This window comes from Streptomyces roseoverticillatus, from assembly GCF_000719265.1.
GTDB classification, from domain to species: domain Bacteria; phylum Actinomycetota; class Actinomycetes; order Streptomycetales; family Streptomycetaceae; genus Streptomyces; species Streptomyces roseoverticillatus.
The window spans coordinates 31008-43047 of the sequence record NZ_JOFL01000030.1; the positions used below are offsets into that span (position 1 = coordinate 31008).

Genomic DNA, 12040 nt, shown 5'->3' on the forward strand with positions numbered 1-12040 from the left:
CCGTGGCTGTTCCGAAGCGGAAGATGTCGCGCAGCAACACGCGCCACCGCCGGTCGCAGTGGAAGGCTGCGGTCACCCCCCTGGTGGCGTGCGAGCGCTGCCACGAGCCGAAGCAGCAGCACATCGCGTGCCCGAGCTGCGGCACCTACAACAAGCGCCAGGTCCTCGAGGTCTGATCGGCGGGTGACAGGCTTCATGTCAGACGCCACTACGCCGAAGAGGGCGCCGGCGGACACGGCCTCGTCTCACACGCTTCTGGAAGGGCGGCTCGGGTACAGACTCGAGACCGCCCTTCTGGTGCGTGCGCTGACCCACCGTTCCTACGCGTACGAGAACGGCGGTCTGCCGACCAACGAGCGCCTGGAGTTCCTCGGGGACTCCGTGCTGGGCCTCGTGGTCACGGACACGCTCTACCGCATCCACCCCGACCTGCCCGAGGGTCAGCTGGCCAAGCTGCGGGCCGCGGTGGTCAACTCCCGTGCACTGGCGGAGGTCGGCCGCGGGCTCGACCTCGGCTCCTTCATCCGGCTCGGCCGCGGTGAAGAGGGCACGGGCGGCCGCAACAAGGCGTCCATCCTCGCGGACACCCTTGAAGCGGTGATCGGTGCGGTCTACCTCGACCAGGGCCTGGAGGCCGCTGCCGAGCTCGTCCACCGGCTCTTCGATCCCCTGATCGAAAAGTCCTCGAATCTCGGCGCCGGCCTGGACTGGAAGACCAGCCTCCAGGAGCTGACCGCGACGGAGGGACTCGGCGTGCCCGAGTACCTGGTCTCCGAGACCGGTCCCGACCACGAGAAGACCTTCACGGCTGCTGCCCGCGTCGGTGGTGTCGCGTACGGCACCGGCACCGGCCGCAGCAAGAAGGAAGCGGAGCAGCAGGCGGCCGAGGCCGCCTGGCGCGCCATCCACGAGGCGGCCGAAGCTCGCGCTGCTGCCGCCAAGAAGGCCGAGGCCGCACAGCCGGCCGACGCCGGGAAGGCCGAGGCCGCCAAGGCCGAAGCCGTGGAGCAGGCCGGGGCCGAGGCCCCCGAGGCCGGCACCGCATCCTGACGCACACGTCCCCGAACGCCGGGCGGGCCTGACTCCAGGCCCGCCCGGCGTTCGGCGAATGTGCCGCCGTACGCGAGCAGCCGCCCGTACGTAAGTACCGGCATCCGGAGTACCGGCCGCCTCATGCGCGGCCGCCCCATGCGCTGGAGGAGCACCGTGCCCGAACTGCCCGAGGTCGAGGTCGTACGCCGCGGCCTGGAGCGCTGGGTCTGCGGCCGCACCGTGGCCGCCGTCGACGTACTCCACCCCCGCGCCATCCGCCGGCACCTCGCCGGTCCCGGCGACTTCGCCGCCCAGCTCACCGGCCGCCGCCTCGGCACGGCCAGTCGGCGCGGCAAGTACTTGTGGCTGCCTCTGGAGACGCAGGGCCCTACGGGGCCCGACCGTGCGATCCTCGCCCACCTCGGGATGAGCGGCCAGCTCCTCGTCCAGCCGCATGAGGCCCCCGACGAGAAGCACCTGCGCATCCGTATCCGCTTCGCCGACGACGCCGGCACGGAGCTGCGCTTCGTCGACCAACGCACTTTCGGCGGGCTCTCCCTGCACGACACGGTGCCCGGGGACCCCGAGGGGCTCCCCGACGTCATCGCGCACATCGCCCGCGACCCCCTGGACCCCGCCTTCGACGAGGCGGCCTTCCACGCGGCCCTGCGCCGGCGCCGTACGACCATCAAGCGCGCCCTGCTCGACCAGTCACTGATCAGCGGGGTCGGCAACATTTACGCCGACGAGGCGCTGTGGCGCTCCAGGCTGCACTACGACCGCCCCACCGCGACCCTGACCCGGCCGCGCAGCGCCGAGCTGCTCACGCACATCCGCGAGGTCATGAACGAGGCCCTCGCCGTCGGCGGCACCAGCTTCGACAGCCTCTACGTCAATGTGAACGGAGAGTCCGGCTACTTCGACCGCTCGCTGGACGCGTACGGGCGCGAGGACGAGCCGTGCCGCCGCTGCGGTACCGCCATGCGCCGCTGCCCCTGGATGAACCGCTCCAGCTACTTCTGCCCCCGCTGCCAGCGCCCCCCGCGCCCGCACGCCGCCTAGCAGCGCCAGGCCGGAAGGGCCGCGGCGCGCACCCCCGGGTGCCGGGGCGCGCGAGACTTCGGTGGCCGGCCGGTGGCGGGAAGCCCCGTCAGTAGCCGAAGTCCTGCGTCCACCAGGGGCCGCTCCCGCTGGTGTTCAGCCCGATGCCGAGCGTCCGGTACTCGCCGTTGAGGATGTTCGCGCGGTGCCCTGCGCTGTGCATCCAGGCCTCCATGACGGCGCGGGCGTCGGGATGGCCCCGGGCGATGTTCTCCCCGCCCAGGTTCCGGATGCCGTGCTTGGCCGCCCGGTCCCAGGGGGTGCGGCCGTCCGGGTCCGTGTGGCTGAAGAATCCCCGTTGCGCCATGTCGTCACTGAACGACTGGGCGAGCCTCGTCAGTTGGGCGCTTGCCCGCAGAGGCCGGCAGCCCGCCTTGGCGCGCTCCTGATTGACCAGGGCGAGCAACTGCTGTGCCATCGCCGGGTACATGCTGGCCTGTTCGGCCGCGCTCTCCCGGCCCGTCAGCTGCGCATGACCGGCGGCCTGGGCCTGGTCTTGGGCCTGTGCCTGTGCCTGTGCGCGGGCCGAAGGGTCCGTGCCGTTGTCGTCCGGGGCGTCGGCGGGGGGCGCCCCACGCGGGTCCTCGGAGCCGGTGCCCGCCTCATGCGGCTCCCCGGGGCCGGGAGCGGTGGCGGAAGGCGCTGCCGAGGGCGTGGCAGGCGCGGACGGTGCGGCCGGCGCCGAGGCGGCCACGGGCGCCGCGGTGTCCGCCCGGGGCGCATGGGGCCGCTCGGCATTGCGGCTCACGTGCGGTTGCCCCCGGCCGGGCCCGGCGCCGTCCGGCAGAGCGAACTCGACGGGCGGCTCGTCCGTGCGCACCTGCCGGTCCCCGCTGCCGTCACTGCCGAGCTGGAGGGTGCCGCCGCCGGAGAAGAGACCGGAGGTCATGGCGACCACGCCCATGGCCATCGCGGCGGACGCGCCCAGCAGGCCCGTCCGTACCGGTGTCCTCACCCGGCTGCGGGCTGGCCGACGGGAGCCCGGGGGCCGTGACCCGGCCGCCGGGCCGCCGGGTTCGTCAGGGGGGCCGGACTCCGGGGCGCCGTGCGTCCCCCCGGCTGCCGGGGGAGCGGGGACGGGGCTGCCTGCGGTCCGCGGGCCAGAGCGTCGGTGGCGACCCATCCGCTGCCTTCCTTACGTGTTCGGCTCGGTGTGCGTCACTCGTACGGGGCGACCTGTCGACCGGCGACTGTACGGCAATAGATGAGGGGTCGAAGTGCTGATTATGCAATTGGCCGGTTAGCGTGCAGACATGAACGAGAATGTCCGTCTCACGGCGTGGGTCCGTGGACATGTGCAAGGTGTCGGCTTCCGGTGGTTCGCGCGGGAGAACGCTTTGCGGATCGGAGCGCTGGCCGGCTTCGCGTCGAATCTCTCCGACGGCCGGGTCCAGATCGTCGCGGAAGGCTCGCGCGAGGGATGCGAACTTCTGCTCGATTGGTTGCGGACGGGCGACACGCCCGGGCGGGTGGACGGGGTCACCGAGATCTGGGGTGACCCGCGGGGCGGATATGACGGGTTCGAGATCCGCTGATGGGTCCGCCGGTATAACGGTTCGGAAAACGGAAAACCGTCCAGGACGGGATCGGGAGGGGATCAGGAGGGGACCGGGAGGGGCGCGCGGGGGCCGTGAAGAACGGGTGTGAAGGGCCGCGATGACCTTAGTGATATGCCGCTGGCATATGCGAAGGGCAGAAATTCCCTGATGGTTGCCAAGACGGTCCCAGCGTGGAAGGCTGCGAGGCAACGGATGATCTCCATGCCCCTTCGGGCCCCGGCAGAGTTCGGCGCCGCGCACCTACCGCCGCACCCCCTGGGACGCCCGCGGATACGGGGTGTGATCGTGTTGACCGTCAAACCTTTTGGTGAGACTCTGGAAGCCCCGCGCACCTTAGCTGTTTGGCATTGAAGACTGCAGTAGCGATGGCAGACACCGCGGGTGCGAATCCCTCACGACCCACACCGCTTCGGTCGGTCACTCAGTGTGGAGGACCATCCATCATGGCAAAGGCGCTTCTCGGTTACGTCGGCGGCTCCGACCCCCGAGTCCTCGCCGAGATGCGACGGCTTCAGCAGCGTGTCCAGGACCTCGAATCCGAGCTCATCCGGATGCAGGCCGAGAATGACGCGCTGTCTGCCGCCGCTCACCACGGCGACTCGCTGCTCGACAGCATCGACGTTTCCAAGGCGGAGCCTGCGCTCGCCTGACCGGAGGCCCTGCCCCGGGGGCCGGTCGGGCTGCACTGTCAGCCGCTTGAGAGTTGCAAGGGACGCTTCGGCGTCCCTTCGTCATTTCCGATCATCATATGGTCGCGGTATTTCCAGTGATTGCGGCTATTTTTTCCCACTTTTCGGTGCGCTCTTAACGACTGATGTGCCCTGCCCCTTCCCGGGTGAAACCCTTTGCGGCGGCACGGCGCGCCAGCACCCCGTCCGGGACGGTGCCCGGAGAGGGCCGGGCGGTAGAGTCCTTCCGCGTGCACCTCAAGAGCCTGACCCTGCGGGGGTTCAAATCCTTCGCCTCCGCGACGACCCTGCGCTTCGAGCCCGGGATCACCTGCGTCGTGGGGCCCAACGGCTCCGGCAAGTCCAATGTCGTCGACGCCCTCTCCTGGGTCATGGGCGAGCAGGGGGCCAAGTCCCTGCGCGGCGGCAAGATGGAAGACGTGATCTTCGCCGGGACGACCGGCCGCCCGCCGCTGGGCCGCGCCGAGGTCTCCCTCACGATCGACAACTCCGACGGCGCCCTGCCGATCGACTACGCCGAGGTCACCATCACGCGGATCATGTTCCGCAACGGGGGCAGCGAGTACCAGCTCAACGGCGACACCTGCCGGCTCCTCGACATCCAGGAGCTCCTCTCGGACTCCGGCATCGGCCGCGAGATGCACGTCATCGTCGGCCAGGGACAGCTCGACTCCGTCCTGCACGCCGACCCGGCCGGCCGCCGGGCCTTCATCGAAGAGGCGGCGGGCGTCCTCAAGCACCGCAAGCGCAAGGAGAAGGCGCTCCGCAAGCTCGACGCGATGCGCGCCAACCTCGCCCGCGTCCAGGACCTCACCGACGAACTGCGGCGGCAGCTCAAGCCGCTCGGCCGGCAGGCCGCGGTCGCCCGCCGCGCCGCCGTCATCCAAGCCGACCTGCGCGACGCCCGTCTGAGGCTCCTCGCCGACGACCTCGTGACCCTCCGGGAGGCGCTGCGCACCGAACTCGCGGACGAGGCCGCGCTCAAGGCCCGCAAGGACGCCGCCGAGGCCGAGATGCAGACCGCGCTCCAGCGTGAGGCGGCCCTGGAGGAGCAGGTGCGGGCGCTCACCCCGCGCCTGGCCGGCGCCCAGCAGACCTGGTACGAGCTCTCCCGCCTCGCAGAGCGGGTACGGGGCACGATCGGCCTCGCCGACGCGCGCGTCACCAGCGCGACGTCCGCCCCTGCCGAGGAACGGCGCGGCCGCGACCCGGAGGACCTGGAGCGCGAGGCGGCCCGCATCCGCGAGCAGGAGGCCGAACTGGAGGCCGCCCTGGAGGCGGCGAGCCGCGCCCTGGAGGACACCAGCGAGCACCGTGCCGCCCTGGAGCGGCAGCTGGCGGACGAGGAACGCCGCCTCAGGGACGCCGCCCGGGCCATCGCCGATCACCGCGAGGAGCTCGCCCGGCTCCAGGGACGCGTCACCGCCGCCCGTAGCCGCGCCGCCTCCGCACAGTCCGAGATCGACCGGCTGGTCACCGCGCGCGACGAAGCCCGGGAGCGCGCGGCCGCCGCTCAGGAGGAGTACGAGCGGCAGCAGGCGGAAGTCGCGGGGCTCGACGCCGGGGACGCCGAACTGGCGAGCAGGCACGAGGCCGCCAAGGCGGAACTCACGGCAGCGGAAGCCGCACTGACCGAGGCCCGCGAGGAGGCCACCGCCATCGAACGCCGCCGTGCGGCCACCGGCGCACGCCGCGACGCGCTCGCCCTGGGGCTGCGCCGCAAGGACGGCACGGGGGCGTTGCTGGCCGCGCAGGATCGTTTGTCCGGACTGCTGGGCCCGGCAGCCGCACTGCTGACCGTCGCGCCCGGATACGAACTGCCGGTCGCCGCCGCTCTCGGAGCCGCCGCCGACGCACTCGCGGTCACGGACACCGCCACGGCTGCCGAGGCGCTGAGGCTGCTCCGTAAACAGGACGCGGGGCGGGCGGCGCTCGTGGTGGCACCGGGCCTGGAACGTGGCGCGGCGCAGAGTGACGGCCCCGTGCCGTCGCCCGCACGGGGCCCGCAGGGCGCCGCCCCATGCGGGCCCCGCCCCGCCCTCGAACTCGTCGACGGCCCCGCCCCCGTCGTCGGCGCCGTCCGTGCCCTGCTGCGCGACGTCATGGTCGTCGCGACGCTGGAAGACGCCGAAGAACTGGTCGCCGAGCGTCCCGGGGCGGTCGCCGTGACCGCCGAAGGCGACCTTCTCGGGGCCCACTTCGCCCAGGGCGGCTCCGGCGGCGCACCGAGCCTCCTGGAGGTCCAGGCGGCCGTCGACGAGGCCACCGCCGAACTGGCCGACCTGGACGCACGGTGCGCCGTCCTGCAGACCGCCCAGCGCGACGCCGCCGCACGGCGCGCCGAGTGCGCCGCACGCGTGGAGGAGCTGGCCGCCCTGCGCAGCGCCGCCGACCGGGAGAAGTCCCAGGTCGCTCAGGCCCTCGGTCGGCTCGGCGGGCAGGCGCGCGCCGCGGCCGACGAGGCCGGCCGGACCGCCGCGGCCGTGACCCGCGCCGAGGAGGCCCTCGCGCGGGCCGGTGAAGAAGCCGAGGAGCTCGCCGAACGGCTGGCCGTGGCCGAGGAGGCCGCCCCGGGGGAGGGAGCCGGCGAGCCCGACACCTCCGTACGGGACCGGCTCGCCGCCGACGGCGCCAACGCCCGGCAGACCGAGATGGAGGCGCGGCTCCAGGTCCGTACGCACGAGGAGCGCGTCAAGGCCCTCGCGGGCCGGGCGGACGGCCTGGACCGCGCGGCCCGCGCCGAGCGCGAGGCCCGCGCCCGAGCGGAGCAGCGCCGCCTCAGGCTGCAGCATGAGGCCCGGGTCGCCGCGGCCGTCGCGTCCGGCGCCCGGCAGCTCCTCGCGCACGTCGAGGTCTCCCTCGTGCGCGCCGACGAGGAGAGGCGCCACGCGGAGGAGGCGAAGTCCGTCCGGGAGCGGGAGCTCGTCGCCGAGCGCAACCGGGGCCGCGAGCTGAAGGGCGAGCTGGACAAGCTCACCGACTCGGTGCACAAGGGCGAAGTGCTCGGCGCGGAGAAGCGGCTGCGCATCGAGCAGCTGGAGGCAAGGGCCCTGGAGGAACTCGGCGTCGAACCCGCGGGCCTGGTCGCGGAGTACGGGCCGGACCAGCCCGTACCGCCGTCCCCGCCGGCCGAGGGCGAGGAACTGCCGGAGGACCCGGACCACCCCAGGAACCGGCCCGCCCCGTACGTCCGCGAAGAGCAGGAGAAGCGGCTGCGGTCCGCCGAGCGCGCCTACCAGCAGCTGGGCAAGGTCAACCCGCTCGCCCTGGAGGAGTTCGCGGCGCTGGAGGAGCGCCACCAGTTCCTCTCCGAGCAGCTGGAGGACCTCAAGAAGACCCGCAGCGACCTGCTCCAGGTTGTCAAGGACGTCGACAAGCGCGTCGAGGAGGTCTTCACCGAGGCGTACCGGGACACGGCCCGCGAGTTCGAGGGCGTCTTCTCCCGCCTCTTCCCCGGGGGCGAGGGGCGGCTCGTCCTGACCGACCCGGACGACATGCTGGCCACCGGCGTGGACGTCGAGGCGCGCCCGCCGGGCAAGAAGGTCAAGCGCCTGTCGCTGCTGTCGGGCGGCGAGCGCTCCCTGACCGCCGTGGCGCTGCTGGTCGCGATCTTCAAGGCGCGGCCGAGCCCGTTCTACGTGATGGACGAGGTCGAGGCGGCGCTGGACGACACCAACCTCCAGCGGCTGATCGGGATCATGAAGGAGCTGCAGGAGAGCTCGCAGCTGATCGTGATCACGCACCAGAAGCGGACGATGGAGGTCGCCGACGCCCTGTACGGCGTCTCGATGCAGGGCGACGGCGTGTCCAAGGTGATCAGCCAGCGACTGCGTTGATCTTGTTATCCCTGTCGGCTACTTCACTTCTTCAAGTGTTGAACTCAACCTGTGAGATGCCTGCAGGAAACTTCTTGGTTACGACCTATTGACTTAAGAAAATGAAGACATAGGGTCTGCAGCGTTGCTAATACCTTCAAGTGGTGGGGCCCCAAGTCCTGTGCCCCACTTGAAGGGCCAGCCCCCCCCCACGCCCGGCAGTGCCGCCGGGCCTCAGGAGTACACGTTGACCAGCACTGCGACGGCGCAGGGGTCCGAGGGCCGCAAGGCCCAGCCGGACCACCTCGGGCATGTCATCTTCATCACCGCGGCCGCGGCCATGGGTGGCTTTCTCTTCGGCTACGACAGCTCCGTGATCAACGGTGCCGTCGAGGGCATTCGCGGGAAGTACGACATCGGCTCCGCAGCCCTGGCCCAGGTCATCGCCATCGCCCTCATCGGCTGCGCGATCGGCGCCGCCACCGCGGGCCGGCTCGCGGACCGCATAGGCCGCATCCGCGTCATGCAGATCTCCGCGACGCTCTTCACGATCAGCGCCGTCGGCTCCGCCCTGCCGTTCGCCCTGTGGGACCTCGCCTTCTGGCGCGTCCTCGGCGGCATCGCCATCGGCATGGCCTCCGTCATCGGCCCGGCCTACATCGCCGAGGTCTCCCCGCCCGCCTACCGCGGCCGCCTCGGCTCCTTCCAGCAGGCCGCGATCGTCGTCGGCATCGCCATCTCCCAGCTCGTCAACTGGGGCGTCCTCAACCTCGCCGACGGCGACCAGCGCGGTCACGTCATGGGCATCGAGGCCTGGCAGCTGATGCTCGGCGTCATGGTCGTCCCGGCCGTCCTCTACGGTCTGCTCTCCTTCGCGATCCCCGAGTCGCCCCGCTTCCTGATCTCCGTCGGCAAGATCGACAAGGCGAAGGCCGTCCTCGCCGACGTCGAGGGCCACAGCGTCGACCTCGACAAGCGCGTCGCCGAGATCGAACTCGCGATGCACAGCGAGGAGAAGTCCACCTTCAAGGACCTCATCGGCGGCAAGGCGGGCTTCCTGCCCATCGTCTGGGTCGGCATCGGCCTGTCGGTCTTCCAGCAGCTCGTCGGCATCAACGTGGCCTTCTACTACTCGGCCACCCTGTGGCAGTCCGTCGGCATCGACCCGAGCGACTCGTTCCTCTACTCGTTCACCACGTCGATCATCAACATCGTCGGCACCGTGATCGCGATGATCTTCGTCGACCGCGTCGGCCGCAAGCCGCTCGCCCTCGTCGGCTCCGCCGGTATGGCCATCTCCCTCGCCCTCGAGGCCTGGGCCTTCTCCGCACAGGCCGGCGACGGCTCCCTGCCCACCGCGCAGGGCACGGTCGCCCTGATCGCGGCGCACGCCTTCGTGCTCTTCTTCGCCCTCTCGTGGGGCGTCGTGGTCTGGGTCTTCCTCGGCGAGATGTTCCCCAACCGCATCCGCGCCGCGGCACTCGGCGTCGCCGCCTCCGCGCAGTGGATCGCCAACTGGGCCATCACCGCGAGCTTCCCGAGCCTCTCGGACTGGAACCTCTCCGGTACGTACGTCATCTACGCGGTCTTCGCCGTGCTCTCCATCCCCTTCGTGCTCAAGTACGTGAAGGAGACGAAGGGCAAGGCGTTGGAGGAGATGGGCTAACCCCCCCGCCGCCCACTCCTCAACAGGACGCTGCCCCGGCTCACCGACGAGCCGGGGCAGCGTCCTGTTTGCGTACGGGGATGCCGCCTGAGGCGGGGGCGGGTGGCCGCCTCAGGCGCCGCCTCATGCGGCGGTCCGGCGCCCCAAGGCGGGCGAGAACCGTCCGGAAGAGCTGACGCCGCCGCGGACGACAGGCCGCGGCCTGAGGGGCCCGACGGGGACGGACCTGTCCGCACGAGGCGGAGCATGGGGCCGGGGCATGAGGCGCCGCACGAAGCGCTGCATGGGGCCGCCCCATGCAGCCCTGCATGCACTGCCCGCCTCATGCACCGCCCGCCGCCGCGCGCAGCTCGGCACGGGCGGCGAGCAGCAGGCCTCATGCCCGGCGCTCGTACGAAGCGGCTCCGCCGCATGCCTTCCGGCACCGTGGCGCCGGCTGCAACGCGTACAAGCTCGTGCAACGGCAGCGCCGTAACCCCCACCGCTCCGTCGTACACGCCGCCCGGCGGCCCGCCACAGGCGCCGGCATGAGGCGCCGCCGGCCCGTCCGGCTGCCGCGGCGCACAGTCGCACCGCATGGAGCCCCTGGCACCGCATGGAGCCACCGGCACCGGCACCGGCACCGGCACAAAACGAGGGCGCCCCCACCGCCGCAGCAGTGGGGGCGCCCTCGTGCAGGGAACAGTGGCGCGTCAGGCGCCGACCTTCACCCGCTCCGAGTCGTCGGCGGTGGCACCCGCCGCGTCCGCCGCGGGAACCTCACGCGGCGCCGGCAGCACAGCCATGATCAGTGCCGAGATGGCGATCGTGGCGGCCCAGCCCAGCCCGTACTTGCCGATGAACGTCGACGCCAGCGGGCCGGTGAACCAGTCGCACTGGGTGAAGCAGATGCCCGCGGCCAGCGCGACCGCCCAGGCGGTCATCGCCTGCCAGCAGAAGCCGCCCACGTACCAGTAGCGGCTGGTGCGGCCGGTGTCCATGAGGGCCTCCGCGTCGTACCGCACGGCGCGGGACTTGCGGCGCGCCATGTCGACCGCGTAGACGCCGATCCAGGCGGAGAAGGAGACCGCGAGCAGGATCAGGAAGGTGATGAAGGAGCTGAGGAAGCTCTTCGCGACCAGCATCAGCAGCAGACCGCCGACCAGCGAGATGACGGCGTTGATGCTGACGGCCATGGCGCGGGGCAGCTTGACGCCCATCGTCTGGGCGGTGAAGCCGGCCGAGTACATCGAGAGGCTGTTGATCAGCAGCATGCCCACGATGGCGGTGATCAGGTACGGGACGGCCAGCCAGGTCGGCAGGATGTCGCCGAGGAAGGAGACCGGGTCGGGGGCCTCGGCCAGGTCGGGGGTGGCGACGGCCATGACCCCGCCCATGAGGACCATGGGGACCATCACGATGCCCGCACCGGAGAGGGTCGCACCGACGATCTTCTTGCCGGATGCCGCGTGCGGCAGGTAGCGCGCGAAGTCGGGGCCGGTGGGCACCCAGCTGATACCGCCGGCGGCGATGGTGCCGATACCGGCGATCATCATCGCCGTGGTGCCGGCCGGCTTGGAGAAGACGTCGTCCCACTTGATGTTGGCGATCAGGTAGACGAGCACCAGGACGCTGAAGATGCCGAAGAGGTACGTCGACCACTTGTTGCACACGTTGAGCGCCTTGCGCCCCATGCCGCTCACCAGGAACGTGCACGCGACGAACGCGAAGAGCGTGACGACGATCAGCGGGGTGTTGCTCTTGATCCCGAAGACCAGGTCGAGAACGGTCAGCACGGCGTAGGCGCCGGTGACCGCGTTGATCGTCTCCCACCCGAAGCGCGCGACCCACAGGATCGCGCCCGGGAAGAGGTTTCCGCGGACGCCGAACGTCGCGCGGGAGAGCATCGCGCCCGGCGCGCCGCCCCACTTGCCGGAGACCGACAGGACGCCGACCATGCCGAACGACGCGAGCGCGGCGCATGCGGCGACGATCAGGACCTGCCAGAAGTTCAGTTTGTTGAAGACCACCAGGGCCGCGCCCATGGTGAGCAGCAGCACGCTGATGTTGGCGGCGACCCAGGTCGGGAAGAGCTCACGGACCCGGCCGTGACGCTCGTGATCCGGAACGGGCTCGATACCGCGGGTCTCTATCGCGCCGCCGGATTCGGCGGTGGACAGGTTGGACGCGTTGTCCATG

At 71.4% G+C, this 12040-nt stretch carries 9 protein-coding genes; 7 read left to right on the forward strand and 2 right to left on the reverse strand.

Translation table 11 applies throughout. From position 1 onward, the window contains the following. Positions 1-2: 2 nt before the first annotated feature. From rpmF to mutM, 3 genes are all read left to right on the forward strand, one after another. Entirely contained in the window at positions 3-176 is a 174-nt protein-coding gene (gene rpmF / locus IF61_RS0127960) for a 50S ribosomal protein L32 (RefSeq protein WP_015657589.1), read from the forward strand. Positions 177-195: 19 nt separating this feature from the next. Next, complete coding sequence (gene rnc / locus IF61_RS0127965; protein WP_030369315.1) at positions 196-1050, forward strand: ribonuclease III; 855 nt, start codon at positions 196-198, stop codon at positions 1048-1050. A 156-nt stretch (positions 1051-1206) separates the two neighbouring features. Continuing rightward, positions 1207-2094 (forward strand): bifunctional DNA-formamidopyrimidine glycosylase/DNA-(apurinic or apyrimidinic site) lyase, encoded by an 888-nt coding sequence (mutM, locus tag IF61_RS0127970; protein ID WP_030369316.1) that lies wholly within the window; start codon positions 1207-1209, stop codon positions 2092-2094. 88 nt (positions 2095-2182) lie between these two features. On the opposite strand, the gene IF61_RS0127975 is transcribed toward mutM, so the two are convergent. Further along, positions 2183-3088 (reverse strand): CAP domain-containing protein, encoded by a 906-nt coding sequence (locus IF61_RS0127975; RefSeq protein WP_245684647.1) that lies wholly within the window; start codon positions 3086-3088, stop codon positions 2183-2185. A 298-nt stretch (positions 3089-3386) separates the two neighbouring features. On the opposite strand from IF61_RS0127975, the gene IF61_RS0127980 reads away from it, so the two are divergent. From IF61_RS0127980 to IF61_RS0127995, 4 genes are all read left to right on the forward strand, one after another. After that, positions 3387-3668, forward strand: coding sequence for an acylphosphatase (locus tag IF61_RS0127980; RefSeq protein WP_030369318.1), 282 nt, complete (start codon positions 3387-3389; stop codon positions 3666-3668). A gap of 467 nt (positions 3669-4135) precedes the next feature. Beyond that, positions 4136-4342, forward strand: coding sequence for a hypothetical protein (locus tag IF61_RS0127985; RefSeq protein WP_030369319.1), 207 nt, complete (start codon positions 4136-4138; stop codon positions 4340-4342). A 269-nt stretch (positions 4343-4611) separates the two neighbouring features. Beyond that, the gene (gene smc, locus IF61_RS0127990) at positions 4612-8217 is read left to right on the forward strand and encodes a chromosome segregation protein SMC (RefSeq protein WP_030369320.1); all 3606 of its coding nucleotides are present in this window, start codon (positions 4612-4614) and stop codon (positions 8215-8217) included. Between the two features lie 226 nt (positions 8218-8443). Further along, positions 8444-9862, forward strand: coding sequence for a sugar porter family MFS transporter (locus tag IF61_RS0127995; RefSeq protein ID WP_030369321.1), 1419 nt, complete (start codon positions 8444-8446; stop codon positions 9860-9862). 692 nt (positions 9863-10554) lie between these two features. On the opposite strand, the gene IF61_RS0128000 is transcribed toward IF61_RS0127995, so the two are convergent. Continuing rightward, positions 10555-12039, reverse strand: a complete 1485-nt coding sequence (locus IF61_RS0128000) for a purine-cytosine permease family protein (protein WP_030369322.1) — start codon at positions 12037-12039, stop codon at positions 10555-10557. Position 12040 lies beyond the last annotated feature (1 nt).

What these genes read in the sequence shown, in the direction of transcription:
- rnc (WP_030369315.1), top strand. Translation starts at nt 196, where the DNA reads ATGTCAGACGCCACTACGCCGAAGAGGGCGCCGGCGGACACGGCCTCG.
- IF61_RS0127980 (WP_030369318.1), top strand. Translation starts at nt 3,387, where the DNA reads ATGAACGAGAATGTCCGTCTCACGGCGTGGGTCCGTGGACATGTGCAA.
- IF61_RS0127985 (WP_030369319.1), top strand. Translation starts at nt 4,136, where the DNA reads ATGGCAAAGGCGCTTCTCGGTTACGTCGGCGGCTCCGACCCCCGAGTC.
- IF61_RS0128000 (WP_030369322.1), bottom strand. Translation starts at nt 12,039, where the DNA reads ATGGACAACGCGTCCAACCTGTCCACCGCCGAATCCGGCGGCGCGATA.